The organism is Arsenicicoccus piscis (assembly GCF_022568835.1).
GTDB lineage: Bacteria > Actinomycetota > Actinomycetes > Actinomycetales > Dermatophilaceae > Arsenicicoccus > Arsenicicoccus piscis.
Map to the genome: position 1 here is coordinate 211,189 of NZ_JAKZHV010000004.1, position 16,275 is coordinate 227,463.

Annotated in this window: 10 protein-coding genes and 1 pseudogene; 2 read left to right on the forward strand and 9 right to left on the reverse strand. The window is 72.2% G+C overall.

All coding sequences use genetic code 11. The annotated features are described in order from the left end of the window. Positions 1-41: 41 nt before the first annotated feature. Positions 42-1,844 (reverse strand): hypothetical protein, encoded by a 1,803-nt coding sequence (locus tag MM440_RS09775; protein ID WP_241444111.1) that lies wholly within the window; start codon positions 1,842-1,844, stop codon positions 42-44. Between the two features lie 110 nt (positions 1,845-1,954). Here MM440_RS09775 and pth point away from each other — a divergent pair, with 110 nt between their 5' ends. After that, entirely contained in the window at positions 1,955-2,551 is a 597-nt protein-coding gene (gene pth, locus MM440_RS09780) for an aminoacyl-tRNA hydrolase (protein ID WP_241444231.1), read from the forward strand. Between the two features lie 15 nt (positions 2,552-2,566). Here the strand turns inward: pth and MM440_RS09785 are convergent, their stop codons facing one another. Genes MM440_RS09785 through MM440_RS09810 form a run of 6 tightly spaced genes read right to left on the reverse strand, consistent with a single transcriptional unit; the run spans position 2,567 to position 10,337 of the window. Beyond that, complete coding sequence (locus tag MM440_RS09785) at positions 2,567-4,486, reverse strand: condensation domain-containing protein (protein ID WP_241444112.1); 1,920 nt, start codon at positions 4,484-4,486, stop codon at positions 2,567-2,569. Between the two features lie 2 nt (positions 4,487-4,488). Next, on the reverse strand, positions 4,489-6,969 hold the full coding sequence (locus MM440_RS09790; RefSeq protein ID WP_241444113.1) for a glycosyl hydrolase 2 galactose-binding domain-containing protein: 2,481 nt from the start codon (positions 6,967-6,969) through the stop codon (positions 4,489-4,491). Next, positions 6,969-7,958, reverse strand: a complete 990-nt coding sequence (locus tag MM440_RS09795) for a DUF1839 family protein (RefSeq protein ID WP_241444114.1) — start codon at positions 7,956-7,958, stop codon at positions 6,969-6,971. The genes MM440_RS09790 and MM440_RS09795 overlap by 1 nt, the downstream gene beginning before the upstream one ends. 34 nt (positions 7,959-7,992) lie before the next feature. After that, positions 7,993-8,928, reverse strand: a complete 936-nt coding sequence (locus MM440_RS09800) for a class-II aminoacyl-tRNA synthetase family protein (RefSeq protein ID WP_241444115.1) — start codon at positions 8,926-8,928, stop codon at positions 7,993-7,995. 3 nt (positions 8,929-8,931) lie between these two features. Beyond that, complete coding sequence (locus tag MM440_RS09805) at positions 8,932-10,089, reverse strand: acyl-CoA dehydrogenase family protein (RefSeq protein WP_241444116.1); 1,158 nt, start codon at positions 10,087-10,089, stop codon at positions 8,932-8,934. Continuing rightward, positions 10,089-10,337 carry an acyl carrier protein gene (locus MM440_RS09810; protein WP_241444117.1) on the reverse strand — a complete coding sequence of 83 codons (249 nt, stop codon included), beginning with the start codon at positions 10,335-10,337 and terminating at the stop codon, positions 10,089-10,091. Before MM440_RS09810 ends, MM440_RS09805 begins: the two co-directional genes overlap by 1 nt. A 345-nt stretch (positions 10,338-10,682) precedes the next feature. Here MM440_RS09810 and mfd point away from each other — a divergent pair, with 345 nt between their 5' ends. Beyond that, positions 10,683-14,288 carry a transcription-repair coupling factor gene (gene mfd / locus MM440_RS09815; protein WP_241444118.1) on the forward strand — a complete coding sequence of 1,202 codons (3,606 nt, stop codon included), beginning with the start codon at positions 10,683-10,685 and terminating at the stop codon, positions 14,286-14,288. Between the two features lie 299 nt (positions 14,289-14,587). On the opposite strand, the pseudogene MM440_RS09820 reads toward mfd, so the two are convergent. Together MM440_RS09820 and MM440_RS09825 are read right to left on the reverse strand one after the other, a co-directional pair. Next, positions 14,588-15,118: pseudogene (locus MM440_RS09820) on the reverse strand (glycosyltransferase family 4 protein); the annotation flags it as partial. Between the two features lie 217 nt (positions 15,119-15,335). Continuing rightward, positions 15,336-16,247 carry an EamA family transporter gene (locus tag MM440_RS09825; protein ID WP_241444232.1) on the reverse strand — a complete coding sequence of 304 codons (912 nt, stop codon included), beginning with the start codon at positions 16,245-16,247 and terminating at the stop codon, positions 15,336-15,338. Positions 16,248-16,275: the final 28 nt, after the last annotated feature.

The following is a 16,275-nucleotide window of genomic DNA, read 5'->3' on the forward strand; positions in this document are numbered from 1 at the left end:
GGGCAACGGCTGACGGGCGCGGGAGTCGGGGGACGGCTCGATCACGAGACCGGGGTGCCGGTGCCCGCCGGCTCACGGCCCAGCATGGCAAGCAGATAGGTCACGGTGCTGCGCCGCGCCGCGTCGGACAGGAGCGAGTGGTCGAGCTCAGGTCGCCGCGTGATGGTCAGGCGCCGACCGCGTCCGACCAGCCGGCGCACCGTCGGGGTCATCTGCTGGACGTTGACGTAGTCCAGGTCGGCGCCGGACAGCAGCTGGTGGATGGCGGTGCCGCGCGCAGTCACCCGGTCGTAGAGCGGCGCCGGCATCTGCACCTGGCCACGCTCGGCGAGCGCGCGCCACACCGGCTGCGGGGCGTAGGCCTTGAGGGCGTGCCGGATCGCGATCCTGACCCGGTCGCGGGTGCTGACCTTGGCCGAGTCGGGGAGCAGCTCGCTCTCGGCCATGGACGGGTCGACGATCTTGGGGACCGGGTTGCCCTCGGGGAGGGCGGCGACGTCCCACGCGACCTGGTTGACGGCGATGACCGTGTCGACGTCGGTGCGCAGCGCCACCTGGGTCGCGATCCAGGCGCCCGAGCACATGCCGATCGGCACCGGCCGCAGCCCCGTGCGCGAGCGCAGCCAGTCGTACGCGGTCGCGAGGTCGTCGACGGCGGGGCCGTGGTAGGGCCACGGGTCGGTGAGGTCGGCCGGGTCGCTCATCTCGCCCGCGCCGTGCCGGTCGACCCGCAGCGTGGTCACGCCGCGCCCCGCCGCGACCCGCGCGAACCGGGTCCACAGTCCCGTCGGGCCGTCCATCGGCTCGCCCGAGCCCGGGATCGTCAGCACGGCGCGGGTCGGCGCACCGATCGCGTCGGTGACCACCGCGTGCATGCCGTAGACCTCGGTCAGGCGCTCGTGGACCGGCGTCGGCCGGCCGCGGTGGGGCAACAGGGCCACGACCGCGTCGGTGCGCGGCGCGAAGGTCTCGATCGCCACCGGCTCGGCGCCGCGCTGCACCAGCGCGACGAGCGTCGCCAGCGTCTCCAGCGAGACCCGGGCCATCAGGGTGGGGGTGTCGAGGGCCTCGGCCTGACCGGCCACCCGCGTCACCGAGGCTGCGCCGTCGAGGAAGCGGTCCAGCACCCGGTCGCCGGGATGGTCCGGACGGATGACCACGTCGACGCGCGTCGGCTTCGGGTCGACGATCCTGGCGGCGCGCAGGGCCGCCACGTCGGCGGCCGGGAAGAGCCGACCCGGCACCTCGACCGCGCCCTCGGGCAGGGGCGGGCGCGCCTGCCGCATGCGGTACTCGAAGCTGATCTTGTGCAAGGTCTCCTGGGTGCGCAGCCAGGTCCGCCCCGACCCGACCGGCTCCCACAGGAGGATCTGGTCGACGGCGCCCGGGTGCTCTACGGCATAGCGGGTGGCGATCAGCCCCGAGGCACGCAGCCCGACCAGGACGACGGGGACGCCGGGCGCGAGCGAGGCGGCCAGGGCGACGACGGCGTCGAGGTCCTCGACCCAGCGGGTCAGGCTGTCGCGGTCGTCGTCCGGAGCCGGAGCGCCCGAGTCGGCCGTGTCGGACCAGGCGAAACGCACGGCGAGGGCACCGGACTCGGCGAGCTGGTCGGCCAGCATGCGGTAGCTGCGGAACCCGAGCACCTGGTCGCGGGCCAGCCCGTCGCACAGCACCACGACGGCGTCGGCCCGACCCGAGGCCGGACGGTGCACGTGGGTCATCAGCTCACGGTCGTGCGCCCGGGTCCAGGAGTGGGTGACCGAGCGGGTCGGGCCTGCCGGATCCGGGCCGGCGCCAGGGGCGGCGGTCGCCTCGTGCTCGGCAACCTGCTGCTGGCTCACACCCACCTGATCCCACCCCGTCGAACGCTGTGACTGCCCGATCCGGGCACCCCCTCGAGTATACGGACCAGCCACTTCTCGCTCCGGCAAACGATGAGATGCTGACCCCCATGGACCCCTGGCTCGTCGTCGGACTCGGCAACCCCGGACCGCGCTACGCGGGCAACCGGCACAACGTGGGTGCCATGGTCGTCGACGAGCTGGCCCGCCGTGGGGGCGCCACGTTGACCAAGCACAAGACGCGCATGCTGACCGCCGACGTCCGGCTCGGCCCGTCCGGGATCGTGGCGGTCGGGGGCGATCGGCTCACGCTGGCCGTCCCCCTGTCCTACATGAACGAGTCCGGCGGTCCGGTCAAGGCGCTCATGGCGTTCGCGAAGATCCCGCCCGACCGTCTGGTCGTCGTCCACGACGAGCTGGACATCGACGCCGACACCGTCCGGCTCAAACGAGGCGGTGGCGAGGGCGGGCACAACGGGCTCCGCTCGATCAGCTCGGCCCTCGGCACCAAGGACTACCTGCGGGTGCGGGTCGGCATCGGTCGGCCGCCCGGCCGTCAGGACCCCGCAGACTTCGTGCTCAAGGACTTCTCCACCACCGAGCGGCGCTCGCTGCCGCTGCTCCTCGACGAGGCCGCCGACGCGGTCGAGGCCCTCGTGCTCACCGGCCTCGAGCCGGCCCAGCAGCGCTTCCACGCGCCGCGCTGAGACCCCGGCGGGGCCTCACCCGTAGGGCTCGCCGACCGTGACCCGGGCGCGGCTGCCGCGCGGGGCGATGGTCTTGACGCGCGCTGCCAGCTCGACGGGGTCCACGCCGTGCTCGGGGGTGACGTCGATGCGCAGGTTCCGGGCGTCCCAGCGGGCCGACGCGGCGTGCACCCCGGCCGCGTGCCGGACCTCGGCCGCGACCCCGTCGGCCTCGACGTAGGCGCCCGCCACGAGCCGGCGCTGGTCGGCCGGGCCGCGGTAGCGCAGGCCGTCCGGGAGCACCTGGGCCAGCAGCTCGGTCTCGTGCAGGGAGCCGCCGCTCACCACGTGCACCCGGCCGACCATGCCGAAGCGCGCCGGTCGGCCCAGCAGGTCGAGCACGGCCAGGCCCCGCGGCACGTCGTCGGCCAGGTCCGGGCAGCGCACCTGCGCCACGCTCAGCACTTCGCCGTAGACCGGCCGGTCACCTGAGGGACCGTGGCCGTGCTCGCCGGACCGTTGGCCGGACCACTCGACGGGCCCCGCGTCGGACCGATCGACCACCTCCTCGACGGCCAGCCGCTCGGCGGCCTCGATCTCCGCCGCCATGCGTAGCTCGACCTCGTCGAGGGCCACGCCGGGCTGGGCGGCGAGCCGCTCGAGGAGCTCGGCGATCCGCTGCGTGTGCCACCGGGTCTCGTCGTCGGTGTAGTGCGAGGGGTTGGCGCTCACCTCGACGCGCAGGCCGGCGTCGTTGGTGGGCACGACGGTGATCAGCAGGTCGAAGGCCGGGCCGCGGCGCACCGGCTCGGTGTGCAGCTCCAGCCCCTCGCTGACGAGCTCCTCCTCGAACGGGATGACGTTGACGGTCGGGCCGTGGATCCGACCGGTGCGCCAGGCGACGGGCACGACGGAGAGCAGGTGCTCCGGGCGGGCCCGGTTGTGCGGCCGCACGGCTCGCATCTCCTTGGCCGCCCGGCGGGTGGCGGCGGCGAGGTCGCCGCCCGGCTCGACGGCGAGGCGCAGCGGCAGCACGCACATCATCATCGTGGCGACGCGCCGCTCGAGCGGGGTGTCCCGGGCGACGACCGGCGCGCCGATGACGGCCTCGTGCTGCTCGCAGGCGGCCGCGACGTAGGCACTGACGGCGGCGATCACGGGGTAGCTCCACACCCGATTGCGCAGCGTGTCGCCGAGCGCCGTGCGCGCCTGAGCCGACACGCGGGCGCTGTGCTCGTGGGCGTGCGACCGGATCAGCGCCTGGCTCTCGGTCGGCGACATCCGCTCGGGCACGCCCGCGAGGTAGTCGACCCAGAACTGCTCGCTCTCGGAGCTCTCGTGCTGCTCCTGCTCGACCAGCTCCACGATGCTGCTCGTCTGCGCCGGCGCTGCGGGCGCCCCGCCGATCAGCTCGCCGTAGATCTCGAGCGCTCGGGTGCGCAGGATCTGCGCGCCGTAGCCGTCCACGACGCTGTGGTGCGCGCGCTGGTAGTACCAGGTCTCCTGCGGCCCGACGGCCAGCACGGCGAACTCCATCAGCGGGTCGTCGCTGCGCAGGTCGAAGGGCAGGTCCGTGCGCTCGCGGCACCAGCGACGGACGGCCTCGCTCGGGTCGGGCGCGGCGGTGAGGTCCACGATGTAGGGCTCGATCTCCGCGCCGAGGTGCTGGGTCATCGGCTCGTCGTCGACGTCGAATCGCACTCGGGTGCAGTCGGACTCGGCGAGCGCGCGCCGGGTGGCCGCACGCAGCAGCTCCCGGTCGACCAGGCCCAGCAGCTGCGTGCGCAGCGCCACGGTGAACGCCGAGCCGTTGGGATCGATCCGGTAGCCCTCGACCATCCCGTGCTGGGACGGCAGCACCGCGAAGCGCTTCGTGCTGCCGGCGGTCCTGCTCGTGGTCGAGCTCGACGGCCGCACCGTGGTGGCGGGGGGAGCGCCCGAGGGCGGGGGGACCATGATCAGAGCACCTTGCAGTCGAGGGGTTCGCCGCCCAGGCGGCGCACCGTCACGGGAGGGAGAGCGACGGGGACGGTCTCGGCGGGGTTGTCGGCTGGGTCGTGGGGCGGGACGTCGGCGCGAGGGGCGGGGGTGCAGCGGATCTCGGCCTGCTGACCGGGGGCGAGGTGGAACCAGCCCCGGTCGGGAGCGTAGCCGGTCGGCAGGTCCAGGTGGAGGAACTCCATCACCTGCGCGGCCGAGACCGTGACCACCACGTCGTCGCCGTCGCGGCGGGCCGAGGCCTGCAGCGGTGACGCGGCCTCGTCGGGACGGCCCGCGGTGGCGACGGGCGGGCCGAGCAGGACGGTGCGATCGACGAGCACCTCACCCGTGAGGTCGGTGACCGTGGCGCGCAGGGCGCGGTAGGTGCGCTCGCCGAAGCGCCAGGCATAGGTGAGGTCGCGGAAGCCGCCCAGCAGCGGCTCGACGGGCAGCGCCTGGTGCCCGTGGGGCGGCACGCTCAGCTCGGTGCGGGCGTCCAGCACCGGCCGGGCCCCGGTGGCGAACACCTCCACCGCCAACGTCCCGTAGACCGGCTGGTCGCCGTCGTTGACCACGTCCAGGAGCAGCCCATCCAGGCCGCGGTCGACGGCGAGGACGGCGAGCGGACGCAGCACCTCGCCGAGGGCGAGCAGGGGTGCCTTGGCGCCGCCGCGGTGGTCGAGCAGGCCCCAGCCGGGGCCGGCCGTCAGGTCGCGGTGGGACAAGATGACGGCGCCCTGGGTGACGGTGTCGCTGGACCGCCAGGCCTCCATGGCGCGAGTCATGGTGTGCGCCAAGGCCGCTCGTTGCAGGTCGAGCCATCGGTCGGTGTCGACGTCGGCGCGACGCAGGCCAAACACGTCGGTGACGTAGTGGTCGGTGACGTCCTCGAAGTCCCAGTCGACGCCGCGGTCGCTGGGGATGCCGTCGCGCCAGGCCGTGCCCCGACCGGTGCTCGGGCCGGGCCCGAAGTCGGCGACGACCTGCGCCCGTGACGGCGGGATCGCGAAGGCCAGGGCCTCGGACGCGAACGACACGCGGGCGGAGCGGGCGTCGTCGAGCGGCCGCAGGTAGGCGCCCACCCCGAAGTAGTGGCTGACCCCGTGGTCGATGCTCACCGGCAGCGGGCCGCCCGAGGGGCTGGACGTGACGTGCACGGCTGCGGGCACCACGGTGGCGCAGACGCGAGGGAGCAGCTCATGGACGGCCGTCATGACATAGCGGTCGGGGGAGAGGCCCATCAGCGTCGGCTGCTGCTCGGTCTCGGTGCCACCGGCGACCACGGCCAGGTTGGGGCGACCGGTGAGCCGGGTGAGCTGGTCGACGACCTCGGCCTCGAAGTCCGCGAGCCAGGCCGGGTCCTCTGGCGGGTCGAACGTGCTGAGCATGACGTCCTGCCAGACGAGCAGACCGAGCTCGGCCGCTGCGTCCCAGACCGCCGCCGGTTCGTATCGATTGGTGCCGGTGATGCGCACCAGGTTGAAGCCGGCAGCCGCCAGGCGAGCGAGGTCGGTGCGCGCCGTGGCCGCGTCGACGGTCCAGTGCACGGGGTCGGTCGGCACCCAGCAGGCGCCGCGGACGAAGACGGGGACGTCGTTGACGACCAGCCCGAAGCGCCCGTCGGTGCGGTCGGCGACGACGGTGCTGAAGCCGATGACGCGGTGCTCCACGACCTCGTCGGCGCAGCGGACCTCGAGCAGGTAGGTGCTCGGCGTGCCGTGCGTGTGCGGCCACCACCGCTCGACGTCCGTCACCTCGAGACGCACCCGACCAGTGAGCGCGGGATCTCCTGGCTGCCAGTCGATCTCATCCTCGACGATGGGTTGTGTGGAGTCGGCCCTACGCAGCGCGACCCGGGTGGGCACGTCAGCGAGACAGCCGAGCTCGACGTCCACCACGCCGCTGCCGTCGTCCTGCAGGTCGGCCCGGACGATCCCGAGGGTGGGACGTGCTGCACCGAGGGTCAGCTCGCCGAGCACCCCCACGGGCGGGGTGGCGCCGCGCCAGCTCGGGATCCGCCCGAGGTCGGGGGTGCGTCGCCAGCGCAGCGAAGAGTCGGGGATGAGCGACGAGCGCCAGCGGGCGCGGGGCTTGCGGGGGACCGGCACCGAGCCGAGCGCCTCGAGGCGCACCGACAGCCGGTGCTCGCGACCGTCGCCGCCGCCAGGGGCGAGCGAGCCCAGCGCCACCTCACCCCGCCGGAACGCGTTGGCGCTGCGGACGACCTCGGTGTCGTCGACGAAAACCGTTGCGTAGGTGGACAGTCCGTCGAACCGCAGCGTCGGCAGTGATGCCGATCGGGGGTCGAGCGTGATGGTCGTCCGCAGCCACCAGTCGGACGAGTCGGCGTCGGTCACACCGACGGCACCGGGGAAGTCGACGGGTCGCCAGCCGTCTGCGGGCAGCTGCGTCGGGCTGGTGATGGTGCCGGGCTCGACCCGCAGGCACTCCCAACGCATCAGCAGAGGGCGCCCACGACGCGTCGCACGGCCTCGTCCCACTGGTCGGTGACCAGGGTGAGGGCGGGCTCGATGTCCTTCTTGCGGCCACCCGTGACCCGCGCGAGCGCGAACTGCAGGTTCTTCATCTCCTGGGACACGACGTCGAACGACGTTGCGGCACTGGCCAGCTCGCTGCGCTGCTGGTCCGTCAGCACATCGGGGTCGATGGTCTGGGACGCCAGCCAGCGGCACGCGTCGGCGGCGTTCTGCGCGGTGAGCCCCAGCTGGCGGGTGTAGGCGAACGAGAACTTGTGGAAGTAGTCGAACCCGCGCTCGGGCAGGGTGGGCGCGATGGTGCGCACCTGGTCGGCGAACCGGGCCACGGGGTTGTCGGCGGGACGCCGCGCCAGGTGCTCGCGGGCGAGGGCGACCGTGCGCCGAGGCAAGGTCTCGACGTCCCGGTCCAGCCGGTCTACGCGGACCAGCTCGACGTAGGGCTGGGGGGCGACGTTGCTGGTGCCCGGCTTCGAGAAGACGCCGTCGTAGTCGACGCCCTCGAGCTGATAGAGCCCCGCGTTGTGCAGGTAGGTGAGCCGGCGCGCGGCGGGGTCGATGCGCAGCGGCATGATCGAGGACTTGACGTGGTCGAGCTGGTAGGCAACGCCGGCGGTGTCGGGGAGATACCAGGAGTCGGTCTCGAGGGTGATGAGGTGGCCGGCGGCCATCATCTCGAGGACGTGCTCCTCCATGTCCTTCCACGGGTTGAACTCGGCGACCTCGATGCCGTAGAGCGCCCGCAGGTCCTCGGGCTGGTACTTCAGGAACGACCACTGGCCCGGCAGGGAGTCCGCGCTGAACGCGCAGACCCCTGCCGGCTCAGCGGCCAGGCCGAGGAGGTGGACGAGCTCGATCCAGATGTCGATGTAGCAGTTGGTCTCGGTCCACGTCCGGGCCCCTCCGTGGAGAGGGCTCTGCGTGTAGGACGGGACGTCCAGCTGGTCGAACATCTGTGCTGCCAACCTCTTTCGCGAGTGCGGAGGACTACGCGGACTGCTCGTCCGAGGACAGGCCCAGGACGGCGCGCACGTCGGCCGGCCAGGTGGACACGTCCATGCCGTGCGTGGCGAACAGCGCCACCGTGACGCGCTCGAGCCCGAAGCCGATGCACGAGGAGTGCGCGAGGCCGCCGCCCGGGACGTGCACGTCGAAGTCCAGCCCGAAGTGGTCGTTGTGGTAGTTCGAGGACCCGAGCGCGGTGCCGGAGTTCTCGTCGCCGTAGACCTTGCAGACGAACTCGTACTTCAGGCCGGCGTCGAGCTGGCCCTGGGCGAAGATCTGCGCGGCGCGACCGAAGAACGGGTCGTTGGCGGGCTCGACCTCGATCGTCAGCCCCATCGAGCGCAGCAGCTCGGGGCCGACCCGCATGCCCAGCTCGCGGTGCTCGACGGCCGCCTCGGGGGTGCCGAAGCAGACCTTCTCGCGCATCCGGAAGCTGACCAGGCGCATCGGGTCGTCCGACGGCTCGTGCCGGAAGCAGCGCGAGGAGACTTCGTACTTGACCGGCTCCTCGAGCGTCGTGCCGGCGTGCATCGGGTAGGTCGCGTGGCACGGGGCCGACACGAGGTCCAGGTGCGCGGGCGTGAGGTAGGTCGTCCAGTCCTCACCGGCGTCCTTGGCCGCGACCATCTTGCGGTGCTCGCGGTTGTCACCGGTGAACACGTCGACCGAGCCGATCAGCTGGGGGAAGGAGTTCATGTAGCCGGTCGCGACGAACTCGCGCTCACCGAGGAACGGCGGGAAGGTCATCTGGCGCACGCCCTGGAGCGGCTCCATCAGGTGGACCTGGCGCTCGACCCCGGCGAGGACCGCCTCGAAGTCGCCGCCGAAGGCCCACAGCCCCTGGTAGGGCTGGGGGTACAGGTGACCCGCCTCGATCAGGCGGGCGCGCAGCTCGGCCTGCGCGGCTTCACGCTCCATGGATCAGTCTCCCCGGTAGACGGACGCGAGCGCGGCCGTGTTGGTCAGGATGCGGTCGTTGTTGACCATCAGCTGCGCGCCGTAGGCGTCGCGCAGGTGGCGGTCGAGGGTCAGCGGGCTGTCCAGCCGGTAGCCCTGGATGCCGACGACCAGCAGCGCGCGGGCGACCACGTCCACGACGGTCGTGGAGGCGAACACCTTGAGGGTGTTGAAGTAGATCGCCCGCCCCATGGCCGTGGCCGCGGGGTCGTTGGGGTCCAGCTCGGCGTAGCGCTGGGCGGCGCCGTGCACGCGGTCCTGGAAGGAGGTCAGCACGACCTCGAGCTCGGCGAGCCGCAGCGCACCGGGCGGGGTGCTGCCGGAGCGGCGGGCGGCCTGGCGGACGAACTGGCGGGCCAGCGAGGTGGCGCTCGTGGCGATGCCCAGCCAGCTGTGCGCCCACAGGGTGTGCGAGACCGGCAGCATGGTGCGCGCCGAGATGTCGGCGTACTCGTGCGGGATGATGTGGTCGGTGGTCGACCTCGCGGTGAGGATGAAGCCGGGGGAGCAGGTGCCCCGGAACCCCATGGTGTCCCAGGTGCTGGTCGGCTCGAGGGTGAGGTCGGCCTTCTCGCACAGGACCAGGACCTGGTCGCTCGGTGCGGCGTCGGGGGACTTGCGGGCCGTCACGAGGATGATGTCGGCGGCCTCGGCGTAGGAGATGACCGGGGCGTTCTTGACCAGCACGAAGGTGCCGTCGCCGTGGTCCTCGACCGCGCAGGTCGAGCGGCGGACGTCGCCGCCGATGCCGATCTCGGTCGTGGCCGAGGCGAGCAGCAGCTGCTCGTCGGCGACCCGCTTGCGCAGCCCGGCCATGTAGTCGGAGGTGCCGTGGTAGACCAGGCAGGCCACCTGGATCTGGTGCATCGCGAAGATCATGGCGGTCGAGGCGCAGTGCTTGCCGAGCTCCTCGGTGGCGCGGCCGATCTCGAGGATCGTGGCACCGGCGCCGCCGTCCTCCTCGGGGATCCACGCGGAGAGCAGGCCGGCCTCCTTGAGCGCGTCGAACGCCTCGACGGGGAAGCGACCCTCGCGGTCGACGTCCTTGGCGTGCTGGGCGGCGACCTCCTGACCGATCCGCTTGGCCTCGGCGACCAGGGTGTCCTTGGTGACGCGCGCCATCAGGCGCCCAGCTCGGACTCGACCGCGGCCGAGATGGCGGCGATGGTCTCGAAGGTGGACTTGACCAACAGCTCGTCCGGCAGCTCGATGTCGAAGGCGTTCTCGAGGCCCAGCACGACGTTGATGGTGGCGTGCGAGGTCAGGCCGGCGGCGTAGAGGTCGGCCGTCTCGGAGACGGTCTGGGCGTCGACGGACAGGCGGCCCTGCTCGGCGAGGACGGTGCGAATGGTCGCAAGGGTGTCGGACATGTGAAGGAGCTCCGCCTGGCTGTCGATGGATGGCTGCAGCGGGGTCGTCGCGCGTGAGGCGTGCCGGCCGAGCAGCCGGTCGTCCCGACGTGCGACGGGCCGGTCTCGACGTGCTCCTCCCCCGTGTCTGAGAAGCCTATTACCTGACCTGAAATCAATCTTGCGGTGGGTATCCCGTTCACACCGACGGCGGGTCGGAGTAGCGAGATGCTCAGGCATGAGCACATTCTGTCACACGGCCATTGCTGCGTTTCCCTCGAACGGCGTAACGTGATCGGCGGGTTCGAGGTGCCTCGCCGGAGACGTAGGCTGGCCTGGCATCCCCCCACGCCCCTGGAGTAGCCCGTGTCCCTTGCCGCCTTGGTGCCTGCGCTCGAGCAGGACGGCGCCACCGCCCGCCTGCTGTCGCGGATGGACCAGGCCGACGCGGTCGACGTGGCGCTGGTCAACGGCGCCCGGCCGGTGCTGCTGGCCGCGATGGAGCATCGTCAGGACGAGCCGCTGCTCGTCGTCACGGCGACCGGGCGCGAGGCCGAGGACCTCGTGTCCAGCCTGCGCGCCATGATGCCCGCCGAGCAGGTCGCGGGCTTCCCGAGCTGGGAGACCCTCCCGCACGAGCGGCTCAGCCCGCGCAGCGACACCGTCGGGCAGCGCCTGGCCGTGCTGCGCCGGCTCGCCCACCCGGTGGCCGGCGACCCGGTCTACGGGCCGGTGCGGGTGCTGGTCGTCAGCATCCGCGCGCTGCTGCAGCCGATCGCCCAGGGGCTCGGCGACCTCGCCCCGGTGGCCCTGCAGGCCGGCGACGAGGTGTCCCTCGACGACGTGGTGGCGCGGCTCGTCGACGCGGCCTACACCCGCACGGATCTCGTCGAGCGGCGCGGCGACTTCGCGGTGCGCGGCGGGATCCTCGACGTCTTCCCGCCGACCGAGGAGCACCCGCTGCGGCTGGACTTCTGGGGCGACACGATCGAGGAGATCCGCTGGTTCCGGGTGGCCGACCAGCGCAGCCTCGAGGTCGCCGAGCACGGCCTCTGGGCGCCGCCGTGCCGCGAGATCCTGCTGACCGATGCGGTGCGCGAGCGGGCCCGCGACCTGATGCCGCAGCTGCCGGGCGTGGCGGACCTGCTCGGCAAGGTCGCCGAGGGCATCGCCGTCGAGGGCATGGAGTCCCTCGGCCCGGTCCTCGTCGACGGCATGGAGTCGTTGCTCGACGTGCTGCCGCGGGGGTCGCGCGTCGTCGTGTGCGACCCCGAGCGGGTCCGCATCCGGGCGCGCGACCTGGTGGCCACGAGCGAGGAGTTCCTCGAGGCGTCCTGGGGTGGCGCCGTCGCCGGCAGCGCTGCCCCGGTCGACCTGCGGGCGGTCCTCGGCAGCGGCTCCTACTGGACGCTGCCGGAGGTGCGCGACCACGCGCTGACCCGGTCGATGGCCTGGTGGACCTTCACGCCGTTCGCCATCGACGCCGAGCTCGGCTCTCTCGCACCAGAGCTCGGCGACGACGACGTCGTCGGGGTCACCCTGCCGGTGACCGAGGTGCCGACCTACCGCGGCGACCGCGAGCAGGCGCTCGCCGACCTGCGCCGGTGGACCCACGAGCGCCAGCGCGTCGTGATCGTCACCGAGGGCCCCGGTCTGGCCAAGCGCCTGGTCGAGCTGCTCGGCGAGGCCGAGGTGGCGGCGCGGCTCATGTCCGACGACGCCGCGCAGGCGCTGGAGCCGGGGCTGGTGTCCATCACCACGGGGGCGCTCGGCAGCGGATTCGCTTGCCCCGGAGTCGATCTCGTCGTCGTCACCGAGCAAGACCTGACGGGCACCGCCGTCGGTCGGGGCTCGACGCGTGACATGCGACGGATGCCGTCGAAGCGCCGCAACACCGTCGACCCGCTCCAGCTCAAGCCCGGCGACTTCGTCGTGCACGAGCAGCACGGCGTGGGCCGGTTCGTCGAGATGATGCAGCGCACGGTCGGTGGGGCGACCCGCGAGTACCTCGTGCTCGAGTACGCCTCGTCGCGGCGCGGCCAGCCCGGCGACCAGCTCTTCGTGCCGTCCGACCAGCTCGACCAGGTCACCCGCTACGTCGGTGGCGAGCAGCCGACGCTGTCCAAGATGGGCGGCTCGGACTGGCAGAAGACCAAGAGCCGAGCCCGCAAGTTCGTCAAGCAGATCGCCGGCGAGCTGATCCGGCTCTACTCCGCGCGCATGGCGACGGCCGGGCACCCCTTCCCGCCGGACACGCCCTGGCAGCGGGAGCTCGAGGACGCGTTCAGCTACGTCGAGACCGCCGACCAGCTCTCGTCGATCGACGAGGTCAAGGCCGACATGGAGAAGGCCGTCCCGATGGACCGGCTCATCTGCGGTGACGTCGGCTACGGCAAGACCGAGATCGCGGTCCGCGCCGCGTTCAAGGCGATCCAGGACGGCAAGCAGGTCGCCGTCCTGGTGCCCACCACGTTGCTGGTCCAGCAGCACCTGCAGACGTTCGGGGAGCGCTACGCGCAGTTCCCGGTGACGGTGAAGGCGCTGTCGCGCTTCCAGACCGACAAGGAGGCCAAGGCGGTCATCGCGGGGCTCGCCGACGGGTCGGTGGACCTCGTCATCGGGACGCACCGCCTGCTGTCCAAGGAGGTGCGCTTCAAGGACCTCGGGCTGGTCGTGATCGACGAGGAGCAGCGCTTCGGCGTCGAGCACAAGGAGCAGCTGAAGGCCATGCGCACGGCGGTCGACGTGCTCGCCATGTCGGCGACACCGATCCCGCGCACGCTCGAGATGGCGGTCACAGGCATCCGCGAGATGTCTACTCTCGCAACGCCGCCCGAGGAGCGCCACCCGGTCCTGACCTATGTCGGCGCCTACGACGAGCGGCAGGTCGTCGCGGCGATCCGGCGCGAGCTGATGCGTGAGGGGCAGGTCTTCCTCGTGCACAACAAGGTGTCCTCGATCGAGCGGGCCGCCTCGCGGCTGCGCGAGCTGGTGCCCGAGGCGCGCATCGAGACGGCCCACGGCCAGATGGGTGAGAACCGCCTCGAGCAGGTCGTCCTGGACTTCTGGGAGAAGCGCTTCGACGTGCTGGTGTGCACCACGATCGTCGAGACCGGCCTGGACATCTCCAACGCCAACACCCTCATCGTCGAGCGGGCCGACATGCTCGGCCTGTCCCAGCTGCACCAGCTGCGCGGTCGGGTGGGGCGTGGCCGGGAGCGGGCCTACGCCTACTTCCTCTACCCGCCGGAGAAGCCGCTCACCGAGACGGCCCTGGACCGGTTGCAGACCATCGCCAGCCACACCGACCTCGGCGCCGGCATGCAGGTCGCGATGAAGGACCTGGAGATCCGCGGCGCCGGCAACCTGCTCGGCGGCGAGCAGTCCGGGCACATCGCGGGAGTCGGCTTCGACCTCTACGTGCGGATGGTCGGTGAGGCGGTCGCCGACTTCCGCGGCGACGGAGGCACCGAGCAGGCCGCCGAGATCAAGATCGAGCTGCCCGTCGACGCCCACCTGCCGCACGACTACGTGCCGGGGGAGCGGCTGCGCCTCGAGGCCTACAAGAAGCTCGCCGTCGTCGAGGACGAGGCCGGGCTGGCCGAGATCGTCGCCGAGCTCGAGGACCGCTACGGCGCGCTCCCCGAGCCGGTGCAGAACCTCGTCGAGGTCGCGCGGCTGCGCATCGTCGCCCGCCGCGCGTCGATCCACGACGTGGCGCTGCAGGGCAAGGTCGTGCGGTTCGGCCCGATCCACGAGCTGCGCGACAGCCAGCAGATGCGCCTGATGCGCCTCTATCCCGGCACCCTGATCAAGGACGCGCAGCACGTCGTGCTCGTGCCCGCCCCCATGACGGCCCGCGTCGGCGGCAAGCCGCTGCGCGACGTCGCCATGCTGCGGTGGGCCAGCGATCTGATCCAGGCGGTGCTGCTGGACGACATCGCGGCCGCCGCGAATGTCGCCTCGACGTAGTCGGTTGCAGGTCGCGCCGGAGGTGGTACGGAGCATTCCGTAGCCCCACGGGCACCGATGGTGACAACTAGTTCAGGGCCGTCCGACTGGGGCCTGGATTGGTAGCCTGGAAGGGTCGCCCGAGCGGCTGAAGCCCTCGAGCCTGCATCCACCGACTGCCGAGACCGCGAGGAAAGCCGCCTTGTCCCTGGAACACTTCGCCCGGGTTCTCCGGCACGGTTGGTATCTCGGCCCACCGTGCCGACGACGGGGCGTCGGCCGGGGTGGCCACGCCAGGTGGGGAGGGTGTCGGCGTCCACGGTGTTCTCCAGCACCGAGACGTTGCGGGTGCGCAGGCGGGTGCTGGCGAGCGCCGCCTCCGAGGGGGACACGCAGATCATGCCGTCGCAGGAGCGCGCCGCGAGGTACTCGACCGCGAAGGCCGCCCGCTGCAGGACGACGGGGTAGTCGGTAAGGACGAACGAGAAGCCGTGCGGGGTGTAGAACACGCGGGACCCGCGCCGCAGCAGCGGGTAGATCGCCCGGGCGGAGACGCCGGCCAGCGCGCTGTGGACGTGGACGGCGTCGGCCTTGGTCGACCGCGCCGTGCGGAGCACCTGCGCGGCGAGCCGCGCGAGCATGGCGGGTCTGGACTCCGAACGCTCGATCTCGATGCGCTCGCAGGACGGGAACCACTCGGAGTCGAGGTCGGAAGCCGGCGGGGTGTCGGGGCGACGGGTGTGCAGGAGGACCACGCGATGCCCATCCGCGGCCTGGGCCTGCGCAAGCGTGCTGACGGAGGTGAGCAGTCCTCCGCCAAGCGCCTCGGTGACGTGGAGGATCGTAGCCATGGGACCTTCAGGGGGAGAGGGCGAGGGCTGGCCGGCAGCCGGGTGAGCGATGACTAGTCAATGATGATGGCCCGCGCCACATTCGGCACGGCTTTCGTCCGGTTTCATCCCTCATCGGGCCAGATATGGCTCTTTCGCCTCATTTGGCGACGTATAGTGACGGCATGGCGCCAGCAAATCACTCAGTGCCAATCCTTTTATCCCCTAAATGGGTGACTCAGCGGTGCCGTCCCGTGGCGCTCGGTGCCCGGCCGACACGAGGAAGACGGCCCCGGCTCGCACCCACCAGGACGCCGGTGATCACCACGACGCCGCCCACCAGCTCGAGCGGGGTGGGGATCTCGCCGAGGGCGAGGGCCGCGGTGGCGATGCCGACGACCGGCACGAGCATGGAGAACGGCGCGACGACGCCCGCGGGGTGCCGGGCGAGCAGCCAGGTCCAGATGCCCGATCCGGCCACGGTGCCGAGCAGCACCGTGTAGGCGAGGCCGAGCCAGGCTGGGATGGCGGCCGGCGAGAGCGACGTGGCGAGCGAGTGGGTGATGGCCGCCGGACCCTCGACGGCGAGCGACAGCAGCAGCATCGGCACGGGCACGACGACCGACATCCACAAGGTGAGGTGGAGCGGGTTCGGCGGCGCCGCCAGCCGGCTCGAGAGGTTGCCGAGCGCCCAGCCGAGCGCCCCCAGCAGCACCAGCACGTAGGGGAGCAGCTGAGCGGCACCCGCCCGCGACAGGCCGACCATGATCATCCCGACCGCGGCGACGGCGACCCCGAGCCACTGCCGCGGGTGCACGCTCTCGTGGAGCAGCAGCGCGCCGAGCACCAGGGTGAACGGACCCGACGCCTGCAGCACCAGCGACGCGACGCCCGCCGGCAGGCCCGCCGCCATGCCCGTGTAGAGGAAGGCGAACTGCAGCACCCCGAACCCCAGGCCGTAGCCCACGAGCCAGCGCGTCGGCACCTGCGGGCGCTGCACGAGCAGCATCGTCGGCACGGCGAGCAGGGTGAACCGCAGCGCGACCAGGAACAGCGGCGGGAACTGCTCGAGCGACGCGTGGATCGCGAGGAAGTTCACGCCCCACAGCACCGCCACGAGGGCGGCGAGCAGGCGGTGCGTGGGCGGCAGGGCCGTGCTGGGACGGGGCCCGGCCGTC